This is a genomic window from Bacillus salipaludis, assembly GCF_030938565.1.
Taxonomy (GTDB): domain Bacteria; phylum Bacillota; class Bacilli; order Bacillales; family Cytobacillaceae; genus Neobacillus; species Neobacillus salipaludis_A.
The window spans coordinates 3108786-3135605 of the sequence record NZ_JAVGVR010000001.1 but is presented as its reverse complement, the minus strand read 5'-3'; the positions used below and the strand labels follow the sequence as shown (position 1 = coordinate 3135605).

Genomic DNA, 26820 nt, shown 5'->3' with positions numbered 1-26820 from the left:
AAACAGAGACACAGGAGGTTTTTATGTCCAAACAAATCGACAAACAGCGTTCGGAACTCACCCAACTTATTGAGAGGCACACAGGTAAGGACGGGGCTCATGAGACTGCAATATCTTCTTTATCATTCTCTCGGTTCTCTGATGTTACAGGTCCAGCTTACGGAGTTTACATGCCCTCTTTATGCATAATCGTTCAAGGCAAAAAGGAGGTTTTACTGGCACAGGAGACCTATGTGTACGGTCCTGCAGATTACCTTGTTGCATCCGTGAACTTGCCAATTACCGGTATAGTTACGGAAGCTTCTTCTGAAAATCCGTATTTGGCACTCAAACTTGAATTTACGCCAAACCAAATATTGGAGGTATTACAGGATTCACATCTTCCAGTTAACCCAAAAGAAAATGCCAGAAGAGGCATGTATGTAAGCCAAATCGAGGATTCTTTGTTGGACGCTGTAACCAGATTAGTACATTTGCTGGAGACTCCTTACGATATACCGGTTCTTGCACCTCTTATCACAAAGGAAATTATCTATAGGGTTTTACAGGGGCAGCATGGAGTTACATTAGGGCAAATAGGGCTAGAAGGAAGTTCAGCTCATCTAATTGGGGTTGTGATTGAACATATCATGAAAAACTATGACCAATCTTTTCGGATTGAGGACCTTGCAGAAATTGCGAACATGAGTGTTTCTTCCTTTCATAGGCACTTTAAAGAGGTAACAGCAATGAGCCCTATTCAGTTTCAAAAACAACTAAGACTACAGGAAGCTCGTCGCCTGTTATTATCCGAGTCAACTGATGCCACCGATGCTGCATTCCGAGTAGGCTACGAAAGTCCATCTCAATTCAGCAGAGAATATTCTAGGATGTTTGGTCTACCGCCAAAAGAGGATATTAAGCGATTGAAAGAAACCTATGAGCAGCAAATTATAAACCCATAAACCCCTTCCTTATGATCGGGGTTTTTTGTGGAGAAATAAGAAAATAATTTGGAAAGAGCATCAAAGGAAAAGTTGGTGTAACCAACAGATTATGAATAATTAAACTTAAACCAACTTTAAACTTAAACTCTTTGTTAAATCTCCCCCAAACTTTCCTATATTCTTTGTCATTTAATTTTTGTCTCAATTTCTTAAACACACCCTTTACTTCAAGAAGGCTTCAATTATAAATTTCATTTTTAATCCAAATAGGGAGATTTAAATTCTTCCATGTATAATCCAGTCTCTTCGATTTTTTGACGAGCTGTAGGAGAATCTATACTTGCTCCAATATACATATAATAATCGTATCCGAAGTGAACAAAAAACCTGTCTTTGTAACTTAATTTGCACCAAATAACTTCCCGTAAGCTTAATTTTGCTAACTCTATAATCTCCCGCGCACTGACGGATTTACCCACCCAAATGTTTGACAAAAAAGGAACAGCGCTTTGGTTCTTCTTTACTTCATCAGAGCATATTTCAAGTCATCTAGATAAAGCTTTTTATAGCCCGTTTCATTCATAAACCTAGTGATGGAATTTAAGTAGTTTGATTCAGTTTTTAAATATTCTTCTTCACTAACCTTTTTTCCTACCTCAGAAAAACTTGTCCATTCTTCAAGGTCCAGATAAGAGCCTTCTTCCTCTCTCTTTTTCGGGTTATATTTTGTTATTCTCCAAGAAAACAAGTGGTTACACCCCTGCTTTATTTTATTATGAGCGAATTTTTGAGATTTTGAGATAATTTTTTATTCAATTAACCTGTCACTATAGTGTAATAAAAAATGCTGTTTAAAATGACAGCTTGAACTACAACTCTCCCCCCATTAATTGAATAAGAACCGTGACATTTATTCCACATTCGCGCCCGTTGATTAATAAGGAATTTTTTTCTTCAAATTTTCGTTTTGACAAAAAACAAAGTGATCATCTGGCTCCAAGACGTGCAGATCATCAGCAATGTATCCACGCAACCACAGCGCACCTTCAATTCGTCTCAGATAGAAACCCTTCGGAAAGTCGACGTCTTTGGATAGTATCTCAGATGCTATTGTAACGGAGCCATACGGAGCTCGATGTCGCCAAGAAGGTTTCCCCGAATGACCTTCGGGTTGATCCAGATACTCCAATCTTAAGTGGGGTCCTAGCTCAAGGGGGCATAATTTTAAGCCAACCTGGTTCGCTTTTTCAAAAAGCTGGGGTATAGTAGTTCCTTCTGGAAAGCCAAGATCACGAACTTTGGGCTCAACAGCCCTTACACTGTATATCGTATCTGAAATAGTAAACTTATCATCAGCGAATAGCCTCTCTCCAAGCTTATTCATCAAAATAGAATGTTGTTGCAATTTTTGAAGAAGCTGTGATTTCGTAAGACCGCCAACCTCAACCGTTCTGATAAGAGTTGGACAGTCGGGGTATATTTTATCTCTTCCAACATTCATTTAAAGTCACTCCTTACGAATTGGTTTTATAAGTTTATGCTGAAATCTGTTTCGATTGCTGAAGAAATGAAAATCTGGATTCTTCCACACCCCTGACCCTTTAGTCATAATGAACGAAACGGCTCCCATCGCTTAACGTAGGTTGCACTTGGTCATAATGTTACTACCCAAAAATAAACCAAGTGTAGAGCTACACACGAAAAGGAGCCGTTTAATATGAAGGATGTACAAAAATTTGTTGGTTTAGACGTATCTAAAGATACAATTGCTGTTGCTATTGCTGATCCAGGTCGTGGTGAACCAAGATTTCATGGAACTATCCAAAATAAGCCAGAAGACATTCGCAAACTAATGAAAAAGTTAGGAAATCCTGACAACCTATTAGTATGTTATGAAGCTGGTTCTACTGGATATGGAATTTATCGTTTACTTCTTTCAATGGAAATTGAATGTTTGGTTGTGGCACCCTCTCTTATCCCAAAGCGATCTGGCGATCGCGTGAAAACAGATAAAAGAGATTCTATTAGATTAGCTCAGTTACTACGTGCGGGAGAGCTTACTTCTGTATGGGTTCCAGATGAAGATCATGAAGCATTGAGAGACTTAATTCGTGCTCGTCATGATGCTCGTGAAGATTTACAAAGTTCTCGTCAGAGACTTATTCACTTCTTACTTCGCCATGATATACGTCCTCCGCAAGGAGTTCGAAATTGGTCTGTAAAACATCGTGAATGGTTAAAACGCTTAACATTTAAAAGAGCTGCACAACGTATTGTTTTTCAAGAGTATCTTCATACAATCAATGAAGTAGAAGATCGTATGAAACGAATTGAAGATCAAATCCATGAAGAAGCACTTCAAAGTGAACACGCCCCCGTTATTCAAGCACTCCAAACATTAAGAGGAGTTGCGGAAGTAACTGCCGTTACCTTGGTAGCTGAAATTGGACAGTTTTCTCGTTTTTCTAACCCAAGACAATTGATGTCCTATGCTGGACTTGTTCCTAAAGAATACTCTAGTGGATCAAGTCGTTGGCAAGGTTCGATTACGAAAACAGGAAACTCACAAATTCGACGTTCCATAGTAGAAGTTTGTTGGTCTTATCGTCATCGCCCATCTGTTAAAGGTGAATTGCTAAAACGTCAAGAAGGTCAAGATCCAGAGGCAAAACGTATAGCTTGGAAAGCTCAACACCGTCTTCATATGAAATATCATCGAATCTCCGCTAAAGGAAAAGGTGGAAAAGTAGCTGTTGTTGCCGTTGCTAGAGAATTACTTGGCTTTATCTGGGCTATCGCTTGTTGTATTGAAGATAAACAAGTAAGTAGATTGAATATTGCTTAAGTAGATTGAAAGTAATAAATTAATGGAGTTTTCTTATGAAGTAATAACTTTTTGGTTGGAAATTGAAGATTTGGCTCGAAGGCAAATTCCCGTGAAGGAGAACCCTCATGTTGAACTATGCACTAGGTCTAGAACTGAACGTGCGCCTTTAGTCCGAGGCAGCTCCGTGACGGATGGAGTGAAATGTGGTACCCAACCCACGCATATCAGTTTGTATATCACCGTCAGAGTTTTTGCCTTCGTGCCAAGTTTTTAGGGTTATCCTGTTCAACTTTCTGTATTGTATCCCTTTCGGATTTAGCTTATCAAGGGAAAGTGCGCCCTTGACAAGCTAGATCCGAAAGGATATTTGGTCTATAAGTTGAACAAGGAATAACTCTATTCATACTGAATAAAACGCTAAATAAAAACATTTGGGTGTGGTGGGTTGACAGTTTCGTTCATATCAGTTCAATAAAAAAAGGCTGCCACAGCAACCTTCCCTTCTTGTATTAGTGCACTCGTTATTTGAAAAAGAAACCTCTACATTCTGTTTAAGTAGTCAAGGTTGCTGTATTCCCCATTGCAATAGAAATTCTATTCCAACTGTTGATTTGATTAATAATCAGTACAAGGTCTACATATTGTCTCTCGTCAAAATGTTCACGTACTCTTTGATAAAGCTCATCTGGCACGCGTTTTGTGGGGATTAAAGTTACGTATTCTGTCAACTCAAGAGCTACTTTTTCTGCATCCGTATAAAATGTGCACTCTCTCCAAGCACCAATACAATATAAACGTTGTTCCGTTTCTCCCATTTTTCTAGCATCAGCTGTATGCATATTCAAACAAAATGCACATCCGTTAATTTGTGAAGCCCGAATTTTTATAAGTTCACGAAGTTTACGGTCTATGCCTGTTGTTTTCGTATACTTCTCCATTTCCATCATTATTTTAAGTGCTTCTGGTGCTACATTGTAATAATCAACTCGTTGTTCCAATTTAATTACCTCCTTAAATAAATAAAAGACTTATTTAATCGACGATTAACATTGTCTATAATATAGACTATAATTATTTTTGTCAAATGAATCTGAGTTACCCAAAAGAGACTTCTTTTATTTGACTAATACTCTAAATATTCCTAAGATACAATTTGATAGCCCTTAAAATAAAAAGCAGGTGAGTTTATATGCAGTATAGTGTCGGAGTTGAATATGCTTTACATTGTCTGGTTTATTTAATTGACGTTCCTTCCGATGAAAGTGTTGGGATTAAGGAATTGGCAGAATTCCAAGGACTTTCCGAGACATTTCTTTCAAAAGTTTTTGGTAAATTATCTAGGGCAAGCATTGTAAGTTCTGTGCCTGGTGTAAAGGGAGGATATAGGTTAGCTAAGTCCCCAGAAGATATTTCCTTTTGGGATGTAATTGAAGCAGTTGAGGGTCCTAAACCTATTTTTCAATGTAAAAATATTAAAGACAATGGATTATTGTATAGAGAAAACTGCTGTTCAGCTCCCTCCTCTTGCACCATCAATTTAGTTATGCTCTCTGCAGAAGAACAAATGCGTGATTACTTGCGTAGTAAAACACTGTCATGGTTAAATAAAGAGCTTGATCGTGTCTTACCCAAACAAATACGTGAAGATACTCAGAAATATTTTTCGAAGAGCAACAACATATAAAAAACCTCTCGTGAAATTCCTAAATTAACAGGAATTTAGAGAGGTTTTTTGCTTAGTTCAAGGAAAACGCATCGTTCCATTTTCTATGAATAATTTGAACCAACCTTCAACTAACGATCGTTTAAGTCCATCATTTCACAATCTTTTTTGTGCAAAAGAAAACAGGCGATCTCTTTCTTGAATATCGTACCCGTTACTTTAGACAGGGTCTAAAATTGTATTATTAAAATATGGTCGTTTGAGTATTATACTTCACAAATTATTTAATAATATTTAATTCTAGAAATTCATCCGTTTCCGTAAAACCAAACTTCTTATACACTGGTCTCCCCATTTTTGAAGCCCCAAGCCATATTTTTGAAATGCCTGAAATCTTCACTTCATCAACTAACTTCGTTAACAGCTTTGTAGCGATTCCTTGCCCACGATAATTTTCATTCGTATACATATTTGCGATATACGCCTTTTTTCCAGTCTTATTGGTGTAACTAGGTGGAAATTCATAAAAAATTACTGCACCACAAGCTATAATCTCTTCTTTATCTTCCACTAGCCATTGAATTAAAGTACCATCGCTTAGTTTATTTTTAAAGAAAACATATAGTTCCTTTTCAATATCTATATTAGGTTCTATACCTTCATCAACTAATTGCTTTTTTCTTAACTCCACCAATAGATCAATATCCTCGTTATTTGCTTTACGATATTTCAACTTCTCACAACTCCTTTATAAAAATCACTATTGATCAGTCCCATCGTGTAGTGCATTTCTCATAATTTTACCATTCAATCTTTATTACACTAACCTGCGAGAGTTTAAGTATAATTTTATACAATTTTTTTATTTAAAAGAAAAAAGGCGACTTCTTCTTGAAGTATCGTAGTCATTAGTATAAGTGTATTCTTTCACAATCAATCATTTTCACAAAATTTCTGTTCGAAATCGAATGTGGCAGATCTGACAAATCCAATCACTAACCGATCAAGGATTCCCATCTGTGCCCTTTGAGCAGCAATCTTTGCTCGCTCTAATAGGGTAAGTACTTGGCGAACTTCTTTCAAGTAAACCCTTCCAGCGTTTGTCAGCTCTACATGCCGCATTGATCTTTCAAACAGCTTCACTCCTAGTTCCCTCTCAAGTTCCAAAATTTGTTGACTTAAAGGTGGTTGTGTCATTTGTAAGCGCATTGCCGCTCGACCAAAATGCAACTCTTCAGCCACTACCGTGAAATATTCAATCTGACGTAGTTCCAAACTATTCCCCTCCTAATTAAGTCGTTTTTCGACTTAAAACTACGATATTTATATTTGCCGTCAACTGTTCTTCAGGAATCCACTTATGAGCCATAATCGATAAAAATAGCGGCATACTATAGGTCAGAACTGAAAGACGTTTGGAATTGTTCTAGGGATAGTTGGCTTATTTCTCGCTATGAATATCCATTTAGGAGGATCCCTCTGGGCTATGTTACTGGCATTAAGCTCCGCTATTTCTTGGGCTGTAGCAAACTTGCTGTTCAAACTGAAATTAAAGCATTGTAATAGTATTCAATATACCACTTGGCAAATGACGATTGGGGCGATGGGCTTATTGGTCTATTTTCTTTCATTTGAACACGGTGAATCGCATTGGGGATTCATGCCGGTCGTTTATATTCTGTTTGCGGGGATTGTTGCCTCAGCCCTAGCGTTTGTGATGTGGAATCATATTTTAAGCCGTACAGAAGCAAGCAAAGCATCCATTTCTTTATTACTTGTGCCTGTCGTAGGAGTTCTGTCCGGATGTATATTTTTGCATGAAGCCTTAAAAATAGTAACGTTAGCAGGGATTTTTCTCGTACTGGTAGGAATATGGTTTGTAAATAGTAAAAGTAACAAAATTGAATCAAATGTTATGGATGAAGCCCTATAGACGAAACGACTAGACAAAGTTTCTTAAATAACTAAATAATAAAAGTAATTACATTCAAACTATGATTACTTTGTTTCCCTAAGGTCTTAGTACGGGTAAAAAATCCATCCTTTAAGGAGAACTAAAAGTCTCAAAGGATGGATTTTTTTTACTTTACCACTTAATAGCTAATAGTTAATAGGACCGCTAATTTTTAGCGGTTTTTGAATTGTATATATATAGAAGGATATTTCAACCCCATAATCCATACCTATCATCTTGGTATCTTGCTTGATTTTTTTAATCCAGTTTGGGGAATTTAAGTACAAAATTCCATAATTCCCCTTTTGGAATAAAAAAAGGCAACCTTCATTGAAGAGTCGCACCTCGCTGCTTTAATAATCATTAGTTTTCTTGTATTTTTCAAAAAGATATTGAAATCCATATAAACAAAAAGCCTTGTAAAAGAAATATAGAAAGAATTGAAATTCGTTAAATTGAACTAATTTATATAGTTTTAATTTTGTGAACAACCTTGTTATTGGAGATACAAAAATTGCTTCGCCAATAACGTTTAACATAATAAACTTTTTAAAATTTCCGTATCCCCATTTTAATGTCCATAAAGCCATCGCCAGCATTGGGCCAATGAGAAAAGGAAATTCATTTTGAAAAAAGGACTGTGGTTTATTATAAAAAGACCACCATCTGCGTTTTTTTCCAATTTGAGCATCCAAACTACATATTAGAACAGCAAGGATTGAGGCTGGTAAAAATCTCTTTATAGTCCGCCATCCTAATAAAGGTATTGTAAGCCAGGAGAGTAATATCAGTACGATATTAAGTAACCAATGTTTTTTCAATGACATATGAATTTCCCCCCTTCTTTTCCAAAATGAATTATTAAATTTAGTATTTCTCCTTGTTTATTTCGCTATTCTGCCACAATAGCACAATAAGTAATACTTTTAAGGTGATGCCAAGAGCCATCGTGTCCGAATCCGTGTTGCTTCAGACAGCCCCGAAGTAGCTCCTCTAGGATCAGTAAAATAATACCTTTTAAGGAAATGAAATGGGACTTAAAACAATTAGCTGTATAACGTATAATGGAGAACGTTATTTTAACAGTTCAACACATTAATCTAAAGTTTTCAAATTCCCCACCCGAATTCGTTCGGAAAAATATTTATAAGAGGTGAAATGGTATGGAACTCAGTACGACTAAAAGAAACTATATTCCACGCCATCCACTCAAATTAACAGTTTGGCGTATTATTGTCATTTTGATTTTGCTACTCTTCTTAAGCGGTAGCGAATTTTTATATGGGACAAATAAAGGACACCAACTTCGAAGAATGACCGTTGGGACTGTCCTTTCATCACAGCATCCTCAGTATGTGAAATACTTGAGTTTTTTGCTTCCACAGTCGGAAATAAAAGAATTGTATCAAGCCATGTTACACCCTCCGATTAAGCAATCGTCAGTTACTCCTGTAGTAACGAAAGATAAAAAGGAATCCACTGGCAAGAAGGAATCGGTTAACGTGGACACGATTAATACAGCTAATTTCACAGCAAAAGTTATGGTGGTTCCTGATCCCACAACCGTTCACCTTGTAGGAACGAAGTATTCTACCAAAGGACAGCCATTATCTGATTTGATTAAAGAAAATAATGGAGTTGCAGGGATTAATGGCGGGGGATTTTATGATCCAAAAGGAAATGGTTCCGGGGCCCAGCCAAAAGGGATCGTTATCATCAATGGTAAGGTTATAAATTCTCCACATGGCTACAAAGTGCCTCAGCTTGTAGGTGCAATTTTAAAAAATGGCGAGTTTATCACAGGAAGTTATTCCGTAAACCAACTAGAGAATTTGGGAGTTCGTGATGCGGTAAGCTTTGGTCCGCAATTGATTGTCAACGGTCAAAACCAAGTAACATCAAACATTGATGATGCCTGGGGATGGGCACCACGGACGGCCATTGGTCAAGCAAAAAACGGAAGCATCGTCATGATTATCACAGATGGCCGTTATTATTGGGATAAAACTCATCGGGGTGCCACCATGTCTGATATCGTTCATTTATTTGAGAAATACCACGTTACCAACGCGGTTGCCATGGATGGCGGAGGATCCACTACGATGATCAAGGATGGAGTACTTCAGCTAAAACCAGCTACCCAGACTTCTGTAGGCATGCGTTATTTACCCAATGCATGGATTGTGATTCCGCATTAAATGAAAAAACACCTTCACTCATTTGTGAAGGTGTTTTTTCATGGTTTTTCTGACATTTATTATTTTTAACATTATCATTTTTCCGTATTTCATACTTACTTTATTTCATTCTATTATCTTTTCATTTCTAACCTTTAATAAATGTTAAAAGGTCATTATTTAGCCGGTCTGAATGTGTGATGTATAGTCCATGCGGGGCATCTTTGTACAAAATAAACCGGTTCTTGGGTAATAACATTGCTGACTTTTGGCCGGAGATTTCTACCGGGATTGATCGATCTTTATCACCGTGGATAATGAGTATAGGTACAGATATGGACCGCATCTCCTCGCGAAAATCCGTTTCAATGATCACTTTATTACACTCAACCACTGCTTTAAGCGATGTCTGCAACATATCCCACCGAGTCCATTCACCAATTGCGCTGGTATCAGAACGATTGAAGTATGGCAGCTCATTTTGACGTAACCAATTTGGAAAGTCTCGTTTCCACGTTTCACGCACCATTTCTGCGACATCTTTGGATACTCCTTTAGGATTATCCTCTGTTTTCATCAAAAGTGGCACAATGGCAGAGACAAGCACTGCACGGTCCACCCGATCGTTGCCATGACGTGTTAGATATCGAATCACTTCACCACCACCCATAGAATGACCTACAAGCGTGACATTTCGAAGATCCAGGTATTCAATCAGTGCAGCGAGATCGTCTGCCAGGGTGTCGAAGTCGTACCCGTTCCCCGGATCATCGGAACGCCCATGACCACGTCTGTCATATGCTATACACCTTAAGTCCTGATCTGCTAAAAAAATTCTCTGATAATCCCACATTCTAGAACTTAGTGACCATCCAGAAACAAAAACTACCGGATTGCCTGTTCCCCATTCTTGGTAAAACAGTTGCAAACGTTCTTTGGTTTTGAAAAATGGCATCGCCAATCCCCCACTCTTTTTATAGATTTTTTTAGATCAAAAAAATCAGGACTTTCATGATGTCGTATGGTCAATGAGATTATTTCACTTTTAGGAAAACGAAAGCATTCGAAAACTCATGAACGAAGAAAGCTTTTTACGGTAGCTAAGAAGGCTGGTAAATTATCATCATGCACAAAGTGCCCGGCATGATCTATCGTCACCAATTCGCAATTCGGAATAAGTTCAGAAACTTCCTTCAATTTATTTTGGGGAACATGACTGGACCCACCGCCTATAATAAGAGTTGGCTTGATAATGTCCTTAAGACGTGCCCACCATTCGGGATTGGGGTCATTAAGTTGCCTTAGAATCGAAGGCACAACCAGCCAATCAAATGGCAGGTGAGCAGGAGGTTTAGAAGGAATCTCGATTGGCTTATCTGGAAAAGGAGGTGGAGTGTCTTCAACAATCAACTTTTCTATCCTTGAAGGAAATCTTTCCGAGAAAAGATAGGATACAGTTCCTCCCATGGAATGACCAAGTAACGTAAATTGTTCTAAATTCATCGCATTCGCAAAATGAAGCAAATCATCGCACATCAGTTCAAAGGTGTAAGTTCCAGCTCTTGCACTCCCAGCGTGACCCCGCTGATCTAAAGCTAAAACGCGGTATTTTTCTGCTAAAGCAACTGCCACCTGATCCCATGATTCTGCACTTTTCCCCAGTGCGTGAAGAGAAACAAGCGGTGCTGCAGAAGGGTCCCCACTCTCTCGATATTGAAAAGTGAGTCCATTCAATTCAATTTGATTTACCCGTGTTTCCATCTCGCTCATCTCCTAAGGGCTTCGCCATTTGAAACCCGATTTATTTAATTCCATACCTACATATTTCAGCTAATATGTGATTATTGCCTGCGATCTGCAATCAATCTGGAATGATAAACGAAGACCTTTTAACTTAAGAAGTGCTCTTCTATTTTCATGGTTGAAATTTTCACTTCCCTTTTTATGCGGTACAAAATTCTTGAATGATTTGTTTTTTTATTTCTTCTATCGGAAACTCTTGTGGATAGGTAGATATCATCAACATAATACCTTGAAGGACGGATGAAAAATATAACGACCGTTTCCTTGGCTGCTTTACTCCCAGCCTTTCAAATATTTTACATTGCACCTCAAACATTCTTGCGTTCTCTTTAATAAGGAGTTTACTGTATTTAATCAACTCTTCGTCTGCCTCTGGCTGAGTTTGCAGGTGCAGATAGAATCGATGGACTTCTGGACTTTGATGGATATTATCAATCGCTCCTTCAATAATGTGTTTAAGTTGCTCACTGGGTTTCTCGAGAGCGGCTGCTCCTTCCATTACTTCAATCACTTCCCTGATTCTAGCCTCGACCATTTCAGACAGCAGTTCTTCTTTTCCTTTATAGTAATTGTATAGTAACCCTTTAGAAATGCCCGCTTGTTTAGCTACATCGTTAATAGAGGTAGCATAATATCCCTGTTTAATAAATAACTCCATAGCGGCAGCACGAATTTTTTGTTTTGACAGTTGGCGAATACGATCATTCTCTTCAGGTGTTCGCGGCATTTTATCTTCAATCCTCCATAAAAGCAGTGATTTCTTCATATAAATGTTCAAATATGTCAGTGTCAACAAAAGTTTCTGCATAATCTATTTCACTTGAACACCCAGATCCTATTTCCCGTTCATGTCTTAATAAATACACACCACACCTTCCATTATTTAACATAATATACAGTATTATTTTATTATTGAATGAACGGTTAGTCAATGATAAATTCCTATTTGCTCAAATTAGAAAAGATTGAGGAATTAAAAAATAATCACTTACTTGATGGTGCAAAAATTGCTTATTACCTTCTTTTTACCATTTTTGTGCGCTATTTCTCCGCCAATTTAGCTGAGCCAATGATAGCTCCGAAAGTAACACAATCCTTTTCAAAAACGATACAAAATGGGACTAAATGTTTTTCCGTTTTGATGTTCACCGACATATGATAATGTACCGATGAATGAAAAAAGAAAGGAGGAGTTGATATTGAGTGAGGAGAAAAAAAGTAAAAAAGGTAAATCACTGTGGGGACCACTTTTGGCAGCACCCGCTGTATTTTTTCTTGCCCCTCTTGGAATCGGACTTTATCTTACTCATCCTTTCCCGGCAAAAACCACAAAAAACCCGAAGGACTACGGACTTACATTCGAAGAGATTGAATTTTTCAGCCGAAAAGATCAAGTAAGGCTGTCTGGCTGGTGGATTCCTGCCGCTTCCAAGCAAAGTAGTAAAACCGTCATCACTGCACACGGTTATATGAACGAACGAGCCATGGAAGGGATTGATGGCTTGCAACTCGCCAAAGCTCTTTCGAAACAAGGCTATAATGTGCTAATGTTTGATTTTCGCAATGCAGGTAAATCAAAAGGAAGAACCACAGGGTTGGGTTTTTTTGAAAAGCACGACTTATATGCAGCGATTGAGTATTCGATTCAGAAAAAAAAGCAGAAAAAGCTTGCGCTGCTTGGCTGGAGTATGGGTGCTTCCACTGCGCTTATTGTTGGATGCGAACATCCTGCGGTTTCTGCCGTCATAGCCGACAGTCCCTTTAGTGATTTAGAAGCTTTTTTAAAAGAAAATCTTTCCTATTGGAGCAAATTACCCAAAAAGCCTTTTACACCGATCATTTATCATTCCATGCGAAAACTCCTCAAAATTGACCCCACTGAAGTTTCACCAATCAATAATGTGAAAAACACGAAAGGAAAATCCTTCTTATTGATCCACAGTAAAACGGATGAAGCGATTCCCTATACCGAGAGTGAAAAACTTATTCAATCCATTTCACCAGATAACACTCGAGAATTGTGGCTGACAGAAGATGGTGACCATATTCATTCGTATCTTTTGAATAAAGAAGAGTATGAGCGTCGTGTTCTCCGGTTTCTAAATAAATACTTAAAGCTTGCCTAAAGTCGGATCCTTGCTCTTCTGGTTATTCCATCTTTGGCCTAGCTTTTGGGATATATTAGGTCAAATCCTCGTCAATGTATGGCGAGGTTTTTTAGTTTGAAATTCTATCATGGTTACGGTTGAAGGTACACACCCCTTCAAATTTAAACCTGAGTTAGTTCATGTACTATTTATTCATTCTTAATCATTCTTTAACAATTAATTCAGTCAGAATTCAGGTTGCTTTATTATAAATAATTTGTTGGTAAAAATTTTTGCATAGGAATTTACATGAAAACTATTTAATCCTAGTTATTAATCATTATTGGAAGAAGGTCTACTATGAACAAAGCTTTATCAGTCTCCATGAATCAGGCAAATGAAATGTTTGCGAAGGTTCCCGAAATTACACTCTACTTTTGGATTACGAAGCTACTGACTACTGGAATGGGAGAGGTGGCCTCTGATTATTTATTCGAAAATCTAAATCCACTTATCTCTGCACCTTTAAGTGTACTAATTTTTGTAGCCGCCATGATCCTGCAGTTCAAAGTACGCCGTTATATACCAAGTGTCTATTGGTTAGTTGTTGTGATGGTCAGTATATTTGGAACAATGGCTGCTGATGTCGTTCGTGTCGGACTCGGCATCCCCTACATCGTGTCTACCATCTTCTTTATAGTGACACTTGCCGGTGTTCTCATCACTTGGTTTTCCAAAGAAAAAACTTTGTCCGTACACAGCATTTTCACCCGTCGCCGTGAAATCTTTTACTGGCTAACCGTACTGGTTACATTCGCACTCGGTACCGCCGCAGGCGATATGACCGCATCAAGCATGCATTTGGGTTACTTCTCATCAGGTGTATTGTTTACTGTCTTGCTCGCTATTCCAGCTTTGGGTTACAAATTATTTGGTCTAAATGAAATTTTTGCTTTCTGGTTCGCTTATATCATGACGCGTCCGGTGGGTGCATCGTTCTCGGATTGGTTAGGGGCATCTCAGAGCCACGGTGGTCTAGGAATCGGTAAAGGCTTGGTTACACTTGTATTATTGCTCCTTATTATAATCCTCGTTGTCTTTCGGGGAGGTTCACCCGCGAAAAGCATGGAAGCGAACGAGAGTGTGGAAAGAGTATCCTAATAAATAAAGGTAAAAGTTGAAAGAGGAAAAATGGAAGCTGCCCCAAAAGGTCGTTTCATGACAACCCTTTTGGGACAGCTTCACTTTAATATATAAATGAACTTTTTGTGAGTTAAATCATAACTCTGTTCACGTCTCATCAACATTTTTCTCAAAGTGTTCAAGCAATGCACGCACTTCATCAGTTGATTTTGTGTTCATCAATTGATTTCTTAATTCACCAGCTCCACGGAATCCCTTAACATAGATTTTGAAAAAGCGATGCAGCCCTGAGATTGAACGCGGCAGTATTTCCGCATATTGATCTTGAAGATCAAGCTGCAGTCTTAAAAGATCAAGGTATTCTTTACTGCTATGCTCTTTTGGCTCTTTTTCAAAAGCAAAAGGATTTTTAAAAATACCTCGCCCGATCATAATGCCATCAATACCATATTGTTCGGCAAGTTGCAGTCCAGTTTGACGGTCCGGAATGTCTCCATTGATGGTGAGTAGCGTATTTGGCGCAATACGATCACGTAATTTTTTGATCTCCGGAATTAGCTCCCAATGCGCATCTACCTGACTCATTTCCTTTCTTGTACGTAAATGAATAGATAGGTTGGCAATATCCTGTTTTAAAATATGCGTTAGCCACTCCTCCCACTCCTGTACCTCCTTATAGCCAAGTCGGGTTTTCACGCTGACAGGCAGTCCGCCCGCTTTTGCTGCTTGTATAAGTTCTGCCGCAACATCTGGACGCAGAATAAGGCCACTACCTTTCCCTCTCGATGCCACATTCGGTACAGGGCAGCCCATATTAATATCGATGCCTTTAAATCCTAGCTCTGCCATGCCAATACTCATTTGGCGGAAATATTCGGGATGATCCCCCCAAATATGCGCCACCATTGGCTGTTCATCTTCAGTAAAAGTCAAACGGCCACGCACACTTTTCATACCCTCTGGATGACAATAGCTATCCGAGTTTGTAAACTCTGTGAAAAATACATCCGGCCGACCGGCTTCACTTACTACGTGACGAAAAACAACATCTGTCACATCTTCCATTGGTGCAAGTATAAAAAATGGTCGTGGTAAATCACGCCAAAAATTATCGATCAATTCAAACTCAAATCCTCTCATTATGGATATAACTCATACACTCGGCAAAAAAAATATAAAGCCAAATGTTCCACTCCTTATACACTTATATCATGCTTTATAACTTATTATCAAACACAAATATCCTTGGACATTTATTATTTGTAAAAAATTTATTGCGAATATCAATGGAATCGTTAGCTCTCCTTAAATTGGAAAGTAGTTTTATGTGTGTCTAAAATGACTAGGTCAGTACAATCAGAGCCTCTATTGTTGTAAGCAAATAAAAAAACGCTTGGCTGTAAACCAAGCGCTGCACTACATGCGATTCCCCACGCCCACTGGCACTAGGAAATCACGTGGTCGGTCTAAGTAGGTTCCTCCTAGTCCAAACATTCAAAAATTGAGCTTAACCAATGTTTGTCAATTCCCGATTATTACGATCTAACACTTCAATCTTCACATTACCACCAAGATGATGTGACACTAAATCAGACAATTCTTTAAGCGCCATATGAAACTCAGCACTTCTTGCTTCATCAATTAATTCAATACAGAGGAATGCATTTTTTGTATTTTCTGTTAGCATCGTCCTCTTAGCTTCACGCCAATTCCAGCATCTGCATATTGCGCCATCATCATCTTTATAAACTATTTCACCTGGATATGGCGAAGCATTTTCATCATTTCCCAATGGAATAAACGGTTCATTACCATTTGCCATCGTTAGCCGAAGATCACCCGCAAAAGTGTCGATATCTTCCCCACCACATGGAAACCCATAACGCAATGAAATGGAATTGTAGATGTCAACAAGCGGATTTATGGTTCCGATGTGACTGCCATTTTTCACTCTTTTTAATAAAGCTTCAATGGAACATTTGGCCCCTTTTTTTGTCTTGAATTTCTGAAAAGCTTCTCGCCAAACGAATATGACTGGATTCTTACTGAAGTCCTCCAGATTGAGAAACTTATGTGCTTCTTTCTCTGCCTCCTGCAGCAGCTGATCGTAGATTCCAACATCTCTTATTGAATTATCAATCCCCTGGCAAATAATAGTGCCGATCTTTGCATGAGGGAATAACGACCAAAAATCATCTTCAATAATAAATCTAGGCATATATGATCCCTCCATTTTAATTACCTTATTTCCGTTGCTCACGCATCCACTGAGCAACCTGTTTTTCCCCTTGTTCATTTGATTTTTCAAGCTTTGCAATAATCGATTTATAATCGGCATCACTGCGATTTTGACTCATTTTGGCTGCACCTTGAATAGAGGTGATTTCAATATCAAAGCCAACGATTCCTTTCATTTCACTCTCAAGCAACTCTGGGTCAAACGTATCCCAGAGCCGGCCGTTTTCACGGTGAGACTCGTAGCGTTTAAGCATTGTATCCAAAGCTGATTTCAGCTCGTCCCCACTAATTACACGTGCCGTACCATAGGCATGTACAGCAAGATAATCCCATGTAGGAACCTCATCAATCTCATACCAACTTGACGAAATATAAGCGTGCGGTCCTTGAAAAATTAGCAGGACATCACGATTGTTATCCAACGTTTTCTTCTGCATGTTTCCGTATGCAATGTGCCCGCTCGCATAGATTTTCCCTTCCTCTTCACGAATTTCCAACGGAATGTGAGTAACCAAGGGGCGATGATTTCCATCAACAGTAACCATTAAGGCAAACGGATAAGACTTCATCATTTGAACTGCTTCATCATGATTCATACGATATTGCTTGGGAATATACATAATCTTCATCCTTTCAACTTGTCATTGAATTTTTATTAATATCCGATAAAAAAATAATATTATAGATTCTGACATAGAAAAAGGTACAAAAATAAATAAGTATACATGTCAGAAAGGAAAGCAAAAAAATAACCATTTATTCCTTTACAGATAACTCTCCAACTTTTTGTTTCACAATCGCACTCTAGTCTGGATTATCAGCTGCTTTTAAAAAGTAGTTTTTTCCTTACCTTTAAACTAGTATTAAATATTTATCTCCATTTAAAAAGTACCCCATAATGCTATGCTCTAGGAAACCTTCTTTTTGTGCAGACTGCCCCTTTAGCTTAAATAGAACAACCGTTTCAATTTCGTAAAACAGGTCAATAATTCCAGAAATTATGTTTTGGGTATATACTTTTAATCATTTTTTTCTCCAAAAAGGAAATATTAAGTTTAACAAAATAGTAAAGGAGCAAATTTATGTCTAACCACAATAAAAAAATGGTGTTCTCCGTGGCTATCGGTTCCTTTCATGGGGAAAAATTCATTTTTTAGATTCTTGCCTGCGGCATGTTTTACCAACTTGTTCATAAGTGTACTTAGCATTGTTGCGAATAAGAAAAAGTGGTTGATAAAACCTTGGAGTTTTTAAAGTAAAAAGATGACTCATACGATTTGGTATGTTATATGTGTTGGTTTTGCAATTGTCATTTATGGTTTCAGTACATAATAGAAAAATGATTAGAAAAGCTTCTAGTCCTGTTGCTGAAGGAAGAATCAATGAGTAATGAATCAACAATTAGATGGAACCGCAGTTGGTGGCAACAAGGGGGGAGCTAGTTGAGTGATGAGGAAAACAAACAAAATTGAAGCTGTATTTTGGAGCATTGCTCTTCCCGGTTTTGGTCAAATTCTTAATGGACAGCTGATCAAAGGCATGCTTTTTATATTCCTAGAATTCCTTATTAACGTAATGAGTTCATTTAATAAAGCTATTATGCTAAGTTTTTTAGGTGAAATAAGTGAGGCAGTGCAAATAATTGATTATCAATGGCTGATGTTTTATCCATGTGTTTACATGTTTGCAATGTATGACGCCTTCAAGCATGCAGGTGAGAATAGTGGACCGTTTTCCTTTTTACCTTTCGCTTTTGGTGCATATTTCGTTACAGTAGGACTAATGTATTCAACGAAATTTACTATTTTCGGAGTATTTTTCGGTCCAATTTTTCTTCCTATGTTATTTTTAATCCCAGGATTATTGGTTGGATTTTTGATTCGTTATCTATTAAAAAAATGCAAAAAAAATTAATGTTTTACATTAATAAAGACGATGATTCTTGAGTGAAGGAAACACCGTCTTTTTTAAATCAAAATTAACTTTTTCCACTGTTTCAGCTGAAACCAGCTACCCAAACTTCTGTAGTCATGTGTTATTTATCTAATGCATGGATGGTTATTCCCCATTAAATAAACGAACACCTTCACTCATTTGTGAAGGTGTTTGTTTTCGAATTGCCCTGATTAATCTAAATACTTCTACTTTTCATACTTTAAAAAGTGACCTTCCATCATGTTAAACCTCATTTAGCTGCTAACTTATTTCGATCAACAGCATGTGGCGGTTGTTCCATCCACCCTTTTTCAATAAAAATTTTTGCTGCCGCTTCAACAAATTGTGAGATTTTCAATAACGACTTTGAATACATTAGCCCGATATCATGCCTTCCGTTAACAGCAGTAGAATTTCCAAATGCTCTTATTTTCATCGAGAACATATCCATTTTATGAAATAACATTATTTTATCTGAAAAGGGTGAAAAAGTTGAAGTTGTCACCAAATCATCCAAAAAAGAAGGTGTAGGTAGATTCTCATCATGTAGCTTTTGCATATAGTGTTCGATGCTTGTGGAGGTCAAGTCCCTGCCCCACTCAAACAATTTCCGTATCTTTTCATCCTTTACCACTTGGGCAAATGACATAATCAGCGCTTTGCTCGCAGTATTATTTTCAATATTATCGTAAAGGTGAGCAATTTCTAATGCATGTAACGAACGCACATGTCCCAAAAAACCATTTAAAAAGTCCTGATGAACAAACTCCACCTTATCTGGTACAGGTATAATAGGAGGTTTGATAATATATCCTTTATTCATTAATATTTCATTGATTTGCGCCATTAAGTCCATTGTGGCATCCATACAGTTCCTAAAGAATTCTTTAACATCCCTTCTAATCATAAGCGGTATTGCAACGTTATAGATACTCATTCCTGCTTTTGCAACGTATTTCAAATAATGAACATAGAATCGATCTTGAAATAAACGAGGAGCTCCAAGGTTTACGTCTTCTTCCCCAAAACCTTTAGGAATAGGGAAGTTCTCCTTTTCAAAAATTCCTTCAATAGTATTCATAAATTTTAAGCTTAATTTTAATGCATTTTCTAATAAAGTTTTTATATCTTTATCTTCAACATGTTGGAGATAATAACTTAATATGCATTTTGACATGCTGTTTCCCATATAAGTAGCCCAAAGTTTGCCCATTTCTGCAGAAGTTAATGGTTCACTAGTATCTTCTTTATATGAACCTAATTTAATTGGCTTAATTGTTTCCATGGTATCTCCTTTCCTACCTGATTTTGATTAGTATTTACCTTCAATTGGAATCATACTCGATAGATAAGCCATTCAAAATCGAATTAGAAGATTTCTACCGTCTCGCTCAATAATAAAGGTCTTTACCCGTACAGGAGCTTTTAGCAAATTTAGTTGAAATGAAGGCATATCGCAAAGCCAGATGAAAGCTTGAAAAATCAATAATGCCAAGATTCCCTTGCGCCGATTATTGTTCGGAATAAACAGCATCAAGCAAATAAATCCGGTCAACCACATTGCTATCAGGATGATACGCTCCACTAGCATATTTATAGAAACTCCCCTTTTTTATTTTTTTTTGAAAAGAAAATTCAAACTATTCCTAGGATTGATTCAATCTTAGTATGAACGAAACATTGGCAGAATTATCACCACTCTGGAACACCTTATCGGAAAAAGATAAAAAAAGAGTGCCAGCATGTCCTAGTTCTAAATAGGTCCTGGCACTCGTAACTTTTCTTGTATAAGGATTTACAACGCTATTTCTTAAGATTGTTCAATCGTAGCAGCATAAATAGGTGAATTATTTTTCTCAAACCTAGCGATTTTAATTCCTCCATCACACGTTTGAATATCCAAGATCTTTCATTAGCTGGATTATCATGATCCTTTGTAGGCTTGGTGTAATTCCGCAAGATTAAATTTCTTCATTTTAAGAAATGCTTTCGTTACGCGCTCTAGCTGCTCAGGTGTGCCCTTACTCATCATCTTATCCATCTCACTTGGCACAATCTGCCAGGATAGACCAAACTGATCTTTCAACCAGCCGCATTGCTCGGCTTCCGGAACCGCAGAGAGCTTTTCCCAGTAGTGATCAATCTCTTCTTGTGTGTCGCAGTACACCATAAAGGAGATGGCCTCGTTAAAACTGAATTTATGCCCATGCGCACTATCCATTGCTGTAAACCACTGATTATCTAAGCAGAAATCAGCGAACATGATGGTTCCTTCTTTGTCAGGATCCATGCCTTTAGGATAACGGGCGATCAGTCCCTGCTTTGCATTCTTAAATACGGATAAATAAAAGTTAATCGACTTTTCCGCCTTCCCGCATTTATCACCGACAAATAGAAGTGATGGCAAGATTGCAGGCCGTTCTTCCCCTTCAGGATTGGTAAGGATTAACTGCCAGGACAAACCATATTTATCCTGTATCCAGCCATACCTTTCACTGAATGGATACTGGCCAAGCGGCATCAATGCTGTGCCACCTTCGGACAATTTGTTCCAAACCTCATTTAATTTTTCACTCGCGTCTTTTACTCGCGATGGGTCAAAATTAACCATGAAAGATACCGATGGATTGATCTTGAAATAAGGTCCTGCACTTATGGCCATGAACTTCTCCCCCCATAGCTCAAAAGAAACGATATCGGAATCACCTGAGGGTGTGCCGTGGATTGTCGTTACATTTGTAATTTTGGAATCTGGAAATATGGAAGCGTAAAACTCAGCTGCTTCTTTTGCTTCCCGGTCATACCATAAATGCGGAACGATTTTTTGAATTGTGTTTGTCATTGTTACTCCTCCTTTATCTTCAATGGAAATTTCCTGCACTGAGTTTTAACCTATAATGATTCGCTCTTTTGGATAATGATAATTCGTTTTAAGTGGTTTACCACCCATGATTAATAAAAAGGTAAAGATGCCGATTCTTCCGATGAACATTAAAATCATAATGACAACTTTACCCATGACACTTAATTTTGCCGTGATTCCCATGGAAAGACCGACCGTTCCAAAAGCAGATGAAACTTCAAAGATAATCTCCAATAATGAAAAATTCGGTTCCAAGATGCTAAGTATGACGGTACTGATACAACAAAGCATCATCGCTGTTGTAATGACGATAAAGGATTTTATGACATCCTCCATCGCGATTTCCTTTCTGAAAATTTTTATGGTCGTTGTTCCGTTCGCAAAATAATAGATACTTAATATCATAATCGCAAAAGTAGTCGTCCTGATCCCTCCTCCCGCACTACTTGGAGATGTTCCGATAAACATAAGAATACTTAAAATAAATAAAGTTGGCGGTGAATATTCATTAATATCGATTGTATTAAGTCCACCATTCCTAGAAGACACCGAATAAAACAGCGAATTAAAAAAAGACTCGTGCCAAGATTTATCGGCAAAGAAACGATTATATTCACATCCATAAATCAATATGGTGCCGACTACAATTAAGGCAAAAAATGTTAGCGTCGTAATTTTTGTAAACAAAGAAAACCGATAAGGTGTTTTCTTCCGGTGTTTAAAAAACTGTATCACTTCCATCAGTACTGGAAAACCAATCGCTCCTATTATTAACAACACCATCGTCATGATTAACACAAAATAATCATGGGAAAATGGGATTAATGATTCTCCTGTGATATCAAATCCCGCATTGGTGGCAGCACTAACAGACGCAAAGAAACCTTGTAAATAAGCTTCCTGCCAGGTAGGAAAGTATTTTAAAAAGTATGTACCAAAAATAATAGCCGCTACTAATTCCATGATTATAAAGAGGAACAGGATATTTCTGACGAGCTTAACTAATCCGGAAAAAGTGGGAAGGTTTTGATCCGTCATAATCAGCATTCGGTCTTTTATTCCGATCCTTCTTCCGATTAAAAGCCAAATCGTTGTTCCAAGAAACATAATTCCGATTCCGCCAAATTGCAAAATGAGCGCAAAAATAAATGTTCCCGGAACACTTAGAACCTCATTGATCGTAATGGTGGATAATCCTGTCACACTAACCGCACTTACAGCAGTAAATAGCGCATCAATCAACGTTAAGTGAACATTGGGTTTTAATGTAATCGGCAGCATTAATAATATAGTTGAAACCACCACAGCAATGAAGTAATAAATGAAGATTAATTGCGCAGGTTGTAGTGAGATCTTTTTTTTCTGTTTTAAAATTTCCATGTCTCTCCATGTTACCCCTTTAGCCATACATGAATCGCTAAAAACCAGCTCTTCACCACAGAGAATGAAAATGTTTTTAAACCGTCAATACTGATTCTACGGCTGGGAGAGGAAGGTCGCTGTACTATGGTGCGTTAGAGCCCATCCTTTAGTCTGACTCCACCGACCACGGTGCACCACTGACTGTCGCTCCCTTACGGGAAGCACACATGGTAGATTAATCCTATTCTGGTTGATGCACCAGCCTCCAATATTATTGTGAGCCGTAGAAAGGATGTTTTCAATGGATGTAGTCATTGAAAGAGCATGCGGAATGGATGTCCATAAGGACAATATTACTGCCTGTATTTTGACACCTGAAGGAAAGGAGATTCAAACGTTTTCTACTAAAACTGTATTTCTACTACAGTTGGTTGACTGGATTAAACTACATAATTGTACCCATGTTGCCATGGAGAGCACGAGTGTTTATTGGAAACCTATTGTGAATTTACTAGAAGCTGAGGATATTGAGTTTTTAGTGGTGAATGCTCAACATATGAAGGCAGTCCCCGGACGTAAAACAGATGTTAAGGATGCAGAATGGATTGCCAAACTTCTTCGTCATGGACTTTTAAAAGCTAGTTACATTCCAGATCGTAATCAACGGGAACTACGTGAACTCGTTCGTTATCGTCGGAGCATCATTGAGGAACGTGCAAGACAAATCAATCGAATCCAAAAGGTATTAGAAGGAGCGAACATTAAATTGGGTTCAGTTGTTTCAGACGTTTTGGGTGTTTCCGCTCGAGATATGCTTGATGCTATTGCCAAAGGAGAAGAGGATCCTGAAAAACTAGCAAACTTTGCACGTCGCTCAATGAAAAAGAAGAAAGATGAACTGGAACTCGCACTTAAAGGTTATATTCAATCCCATCAACGTCTAATGTTAAAAACGATTTTAAGACATATTGACTTTTTGACTGAAGAGATTGAGATGCTCGATCAAGAAGTAGCGAAAAGAGTACGTACCAACCAAGAAGATGTGGAACGATTAGATTCTATTCCTGGTATAGCCACCAGGATGGCTGAGCAAATTTTAGCTGAAATCGGAACTGATATTAAGAAACAATTCCCAAGTGCAGCACATATGTGTTCCTGGGCAGGTTTGGTTCCTGGACAGAACGAAAGTGCTGGGAAAAGGAAATCAGCTAAAACCAAAAAAGGAAATAAGTATTTGAGATCCGCATTAACTGAAGCAGCTCATTCAGTAAAAGGTTCGAAGAACTATCTCGGAGCACTGTATCGACGAACAGCATCACGAAAAGGCAAAAAGCGAGCCGGAATAGTGGTCGCCCATGCCATGTTACGTATCTCTTATTATCTCTTAACACGAAAAGAAATGTATGTAGACTTAGGCGAAGACTACTTTGATAAACAAAGACAGCAATCCATTGTTCGGCATTCACTACGAAGACTTGAAAGTTTAGGATACACAGTTACTTTACAAGAACCAGAAGCATCTTAATCTATTCAACTCGATTCCAAGGATCAATGAATTAGGCGCTCTCCCCTTTTTTAAAAATGAATGAGCTGCGTCTTCTTTAGTATTGCCTTTTTTCCAGAATTACAGAAGTTTATTTTCATGGTAGTGGAATAATCCAAATGTTTTTTTCTTTCTCTATATCCTTTCATTGTCCGATATTCATATTGTTAATGCAAATCATACCCTCGCTATTTTTTTACTTTTATTTTTTCCGGTATGACCGTCCAGTACTTGGGGTCTTCTAAGCCGAGTCTCCAAATCCCAATGCCTCGTAGGTTATATTTTTCTATTAGGTTTAGTTTAACCCGCAAACTGGAGCTATTCTCGAACCAACTTGGTGGCGATGATGTTCTTCATCTGTATAACCAAAATGGGGTGTTTGCGTAATAGAGTCCCACTTAACTTTCGCTTTATATTTTGTTTTCTGCCCCATTACCTGTGCATAAGAACTATAAACGGCTTTGTTCGTTGTAGTATCCCAGTCCCATCCATAACCAGCAATACCGAGTAAAATTTTTGTGGAAGGCACTCCCTGTTTCAAAGCATAAAGAATGGTTGCTTCTGTCCAATCAACTGATGCCGTCGACCCGGGTTTTGTTCTGGGGTTATGTTCATCGTAGGTCATAATCATTAACCCATCAGAAAATTGACCAAGTTTTGCGTAATCAAACCACGGTGACCAGGGATTCGCCCGGGAATCGCCTGTGTTTGGCGGGACTGAAACTGTCACCACCTTCCCCTCATGATGCAGCGCATCAGACAATTCTTTCATCATCAGACTAAAGGAATCCCGGTCAGATAAATACAAATTTTCCATGTCAATATTAATCCCATCATATTCAAACTGATTGATTTCCTTTCGCAAGTTTTGAATGAACATATGGCGGTTCATATCGTGATCAAGCACATCACTCGCTACTTGTTTACCTTCCTTAACCGTTTCATATAGAAGGTTATGAACAACTAGATATACCTTCAGATGTTTTTTATGAGCATTCTGAATTACCATTCGCTTATGGTCCGCTGTAACAGAATCGATAAGACTTCCCGGATGTTGATCATCAAGCTTATACCAAAAGGGAGCAATGATGCTCAAATTGGTGAATTCCGCGTCAATTATAGGTTGAGACCCTGGATATTTTCCTTCCTGTTCAGTGTAGAAACCTAGAACTTCACGAGGAGTTTTATTTGTTTTAGTTTCCACTTTGCTTTGTGACTGACTACAGGATGTCAGTGGTAGTAAGGTCATACTCAAAAAAATGATGATGAATGACCGATAACATTTTCGCAAAATCGTGCACCTACTTCTCTACTATGTACACATAATTTTAGCTAAGAATAGAGAAAGCATTCAAAAAATACTTATAAAACCCTAAACTATACCTTTTTTGTACATAGGCGGAGCAAATTAATTTTTTGTAAGTTTTCTGATATTGAAATGTAATGCTCTTATTAAGAAATTGATATATAGCTGTGTTATAATTCTGAAAAATCAGATAGAATTTTCGGTGATTCTGAGGGTATTGTCACGTAGAGTTTTAATAAGTGAGGGATGTTTTTTGCTAATAAAATATAAAAAAAGTTATGAAAAAATTGCAATGGGGCTCCTATCCTTTATTCCAAGCGAAAAGGATCTTAAAAAAATGATGATCACCATTAATGAGTATGATACGGAGAAAGACCGAACGCTCTACCTGTGGAAAGAAAAAGAAGGGATAGTAGGCCTGATAGGTATATTGTTTAAAAATAACCAAATCTTATTGCAACATATTGCCATAAATCCCTCTCATCGAAATCAGGGATTCGGCAAGCATTTGGTGAAAGCTTTAAAAAGACATTATCCTACTACGCCAATTCTTCCAACTGAAAACACGGAAGCTTTTTTACATAAATGCAACATAATTGAAGATTTGCAGAAAGATATGAAAGAACTAATGGCTGCGCCGAATTAATTTACTTTAATTCAGAAATGTATAGGCAAAATTACTTTGAAATCTTGCTGCACTATTCTTTAAAGCAAATAATCATTTTTCAATAATCACCAAGAAAATTATTTTAATTTTTCCTCCACGAATGCTGATTATCCGTCTCAAAATGATTAAATTGACTAAACTCCTACATTCATCCACAGACATTGCACCATCTTTTTCATGTTTACAAGGTGGTGCTCCACTTTATCATAAACCTCCCTTTTATTACATTATATATATACATAGATTAATATTAGTCGAGGTGTTATGATGCACTTTTATGAACGAGATAGTGAAAATGAATTCGATACGACTAGAAAACGAGCAAC

Annotated in this window: 25 protein-coding genes and 1 pseudogene; 10 read left to right on the top strand and 16 right to left on the bottom strand. The window is 37.8% G+C overall.

The genetic code is table 11. The annotated features are described in order from the left end of the window. Nucleotides 1-23: 23 nt before the first annotated feature. The gene (locus RCG21_RS15550) at nt 24-944 is read left to right on the top strand and encodes an AraC family transcriptional regulator (RefSeq protein ID WP_133339173.1); all 921 of its coding nucleotides are present in this window, start codon (nt 24-26) and stop codon (nt 942-944) included. 502 nt (nt 945-1446) lie between these two features. Here RCG21_RS15550 and RCG21_RS15545 read toward each other — a convergent pair. Both RCG21_RS15545 and RCG21_RS15540 read right to left on the bottom strand, forming a co-directional pair. Continuing rightward, nucleotides 1447-1674, bottom strand: a complete 228-nt coding sequence (locus RCG21_RS15545) for a hypothetical protein (RefSeq protein WP_133339175.1) — start codon at nt 1672-1674, stop codon at nt 1447-1449. Between the two features lie 186 nt (nt 1675-1860). Continuing rightward, the gene (locus tag RCG21_RS15540; RefSeq protein ID WP_133339177.1) at nt 1861-2427 is read right to left on the bottom strand and encodes a helicase; all 567 of its coding nucleotides are present in this window, start codon (nt 2425-2427) and stop codon (nt 1861-1863) included. A 216-nt stretch (nt 2428-2643) separates the two neighbouring features. On the opposite strand from RCG21_RS15540, the gene RCG21_RS15535 reads away from it, so the two are divergent. Further along, a complete protein-coding gene (locus tag RCG21_RS15535) occupies nt 2644-3771 on the top strand; it encodes an IS110 family RNA-guided transposase (RefSeq protein WP_133340743.1) in 1128 nt (375 codons plus the stop codon). 533 nt (nt 3772-4304) lie between these two features. Here the strand turns inward: RCG21_RS15535 and RCG21_RS15530 are convergent. Next, the gene (locus RCG21_RS15530; protein ID WP_133339597.1) at nt 4305-4751 is read right to left on the bottom strand and encodes a carboxymuconolactone decarboxylase family protein; all 447 of its coding nucleotides are present in this window, start codon (nt 4749-4751) and stop codon (nt 4305-4307) included. Nucleotides 4752-4942: 191 nt separating this feature from the next. Between RCG21_RS15530 and RCG21_RS15525 the strand changes: the two genes are divergently transcribed. Then, on the top strand, nt 4943-5437 hold the full coding sequence (locus RCG21_RS15525) for an RrF2 family transcriptional regulator (protein ID WP_133339595.1): 495 nt from the start codon (nt 4943-4945) through the stop codon (nt 5435-5437). 259 nt (nt 5438-5696) lie between these two features. Here the strand turns inward: RCG21_RS15525 and RCG21_RS15520 are convergent, their stop codons facing one another. After that, nucleotides 5697-6149 carry a GNAT family N-acetyltransferase gene (locus RCG21_RS15520; protein ID WP_133339594.1) on the bottom strand — a complete coding sequence of 151 codons (453 nt, stop codon included), beginning with the start codon at nt 6147-6149 and terminating at the stop codon, nt 5697-5699. Nucleotides 6150-6379: 230 nt separating this feature from the next. Then, nucleotides 6380-6691, bottom strand: a pseudogene (locus RCG21_RS15515) (LysR family transcriptional regulator); the annotation flags it as partial. Nucleotides 6692-6902: 211 nt separating this feature from the next. Here RCG21_RS15515 and RCG21_RS15510 point away from each other — a divergent pair. Further along, nucleotides 6903-7349, top strand: coding sequence for a DMT family transporter (locus RCG21_RS15510; protein ID WP_235824942.1), 447 nt, complete (start codon nt 6903-6905; stop codon nt 7347-7349). 374 nt (nt 7350-7723) lie between these two features. Here RCG21_RS15510 and RCG21_RS15505 read toward each other — a convergent pair whose 3' ends face one another. After that, on the bottom strand, nt 7724-8197 hold the full coding sequence (locus RCG21_RS15505; RefSeq protein ID WP_133339592.1) for a hypothetical protein: 474 nt from the start codon (nt 8195-8197) through the stop codon (nt 7724-7726). Between the two features lie 336 nt (nt 8198-8533). Here RCG21_RS15505 and RCG21_RS15500 point away from each other — a divergent pair, with 336 nt between their 5' ends. After that, the gene (locus RCG21_RS15500) at nt 8534-9568 is read left to right on the top strand and encodes a phosphodiester glycosidase family protein (RefSeq protein ID WP_133339590.1); all 1035 of its coding nucleotides are present in this window, start codon (nt 8534-8536) and stop codon (nt 9566-9568) included. 127 nt (nt 9569-9695) lie between these two features. Here RCG21_RS15500 and RCG21_RS15495 read toward each other — a convergent pair whose 3' ends face one another. From RCG21_RS15495 to RCG21_RS15485, 3 genes are all read right to left on the bottom strand, one after another. Then, nucleotides 9696-10502 carry an alpha/beta fold hydrolase gene (locus RCG21_RS15495; protein WP_133339588.1) on the bottom strand — a complete coding sequence of 269 codons (807 nt, stop codon included), beginning with the start codon at nt 10500-10502 and terminating at the stop codon, nt 9696-9698. 116 nt (nt 10503-10618) lie between these two features. Next, the gene (locus tag RCG21_RS15490) at nt 10619-11308 is read right to left on the bottom strand and encodes an alpha/beta fold hydrolase (protein WP_133339586.1); all 690 of its coding nucleotides are present in this window, start codon (nt 11306-11308) and stop codon (nt 10619-10621) included. 181 nt (nt 11309-11489) lie between these two features. Next, nucleotides 11490-12077 (bottom strand): TetR/AcrR family transcriptional regulator, encoded by a 588-nt coding sequence (locus tag RCG21_RS15485; protein WP_133339584.1) that lies wholly within the window; start codon nt 12075-12077, stop codon nt 11490-11492. Between the two features lie 472 nt (nt 12078-12549). Between RCG21_RS15485 and RCG21_RS15480 the strand changes: the two genes are divergently transcribed. Next, nucleotides 12550-13476 (top strand): alpha/beta hydrolase, encoded by a 927-nt coding sequence (locus tag RCG21_RS15480; protein WP_165976397.1) that lies wholly within the window; start codon nt 12550-12552, stop codon nt 13474-13476. A gap of 321 nt (nt 13477-13797) precedes the next feature. Then, nucleotides 13798-14598, top strand: a complete 801-nt coding sequence (locus tag RCG21_RS15475) for a COG4705 family protein (protein WP_133339580.1) — start codon at nt 13798-13800, stop codon at nt 14596-14598. Nucleotides 14599-14727: 129 nt separating this feature from the next. Here the strand turns inward: RCG21_RS15475 and RCG21_RS15470 are convergent, their stop codons facing one another. The 3 genes from RCG21_RS15470 to RCG21_RS15460 form a co-directional block, all read right to left on the bottom strand. Then, nucleotides 14728-15699 (bottom strand): tRNA dihydrouridine synthase, encoded by a 972-nt coding sequence (locus RCG21_RS15470; RefSeq protein ID WP_165976398.1) that lies wholly within the window; start codon nt 15697-15699, stop codon nt 14728-14730. A 388-nt stretch (nt 15700-16087) separates the two neighbouring features. Beyond that, nucleotides 16088-16798, bottom strand: coding sequence for a B3/B4 domain-containing protein (locus tag RCG21_RS15465; protein ID WP_133339576.1), 711 nt, complete (start codon nt 16796-16798; stop codon nt 16088-16090). 25 nt (nt 16799-16823) lie between these two features. Then, the gene (locus RCG21_RS15460) at nt 16824-17438 is read right to left on the bottom strand and encodes an FMN-binding negative transcriptional regulator (RefSeq protein WP_133339574.1); all 615 of its coding nucleotides are present in this window, start codon (nt 17436-17438) and stop codon (nt 16824-16826) included. 829 nt (nt 17439-18267) lie between these two features. On the opposite strand from RCG21_RS15460, the gene RCG21_RS15455 reads away from it, so the two are divergent. Further along, entirely contained in the window at nt 18268-18732 is a 465-nt protein-coding gene (locus tag RCG21_RS15455) for a hypothetical protein (protein ID WP_133339572.1), read from the top strand. Between the two features lie 271 nt (nt 18733-19003). Here the strand turns inward: RCG21_RS15455 and RCG21_RS15450 are convergent, their stop codons facing one another. The 3 genes from RCG21_RS15450 to RCG21_RS15440 form a co-directional block, all read right to left on the bottom strand. After that, nucleotides 19004-20038: a DUF3231 family protein gene (locus RCG21_RS15450; protein ID WP_133339570.1), complete on the bottom strand. Its 1035-nt coding sequence runs from the start codon at nt 20036-20038 to the stop codon at nt 19004-19006. Between the two features lie 639 nt (nt 20039-20677). Next, nucleotides 20678-21595, bottom strand: coding sequence for a VOC family protein (locus tag RCG21_RS15445; RefSeq protein ID WP_133339568.1), 918 nt, complete (start codon nt 21593-21595; stop codon nt 20678-20680). Between the two features lie 45 nt (nt 21596-21640). Continuing rightward, nucleotides 21641-22996 carry a TrkH family potassium uptake protein gene (locus tag RCG21_RS15440; RefSeq protein ID WP_133339566.1) on the bottom strand — a complete coding sequence of 452 codons (1356 nt, stop codon included), beginning with the start codon at nt 22994-22996 and terminating at the stop codon, nt 21641-21643. Between the two features lie 283 nt (nt 22997-23279). Here RCG21_RS15440 and RCG21_RS15435 point away from each other — a divergent pair, with 283 nt between their 5' ends. Next, nucleotides 23280-24503, top strand: coding sequence for an IS110 family RNA-guided transposase (locus RCG21_RS15435; protein WP_308913361.1), 1224 nt, complete (start codon nt 23280-23282; stop codon nt 24501-24503). 313 nt (nt 24504-24816) lie between these two features. On the opposite strand, the gene RCG21_RS15430 is transcribed toward RCG21_RS15435, so the two are convergent. After that, entirely contained in the window at nt 24817-25617 is an 801-nt protein-coding gene (locus RCG21_RS15430) for a glycosyl hydrolase family 18 protein (protein ID WP_235824941.1), read from the bottom strand. A gap of 463 nt (nt 25618-26080) precedes the next feature. Here RCG21_RS15430 and RCG21_RS15425 point away from each other — a divergent pair, with 463 nt between their 5' ends. Then, nucleotides 26081-26473 carry a GNAT family N-acetyltransferase gene (locus RCG21_RS15425; RefSeq protein ID WP_133339564.1) on the top strand — a complete coding sequence of 131 codons (393 nt, stop codon included), beginning with the start codon at nt 26081-26083 and terminating at the stop codon, nt 26471-26473. The last annotated feature ends 347 nt before the right edge of the window (nt 26474-26820 follow it).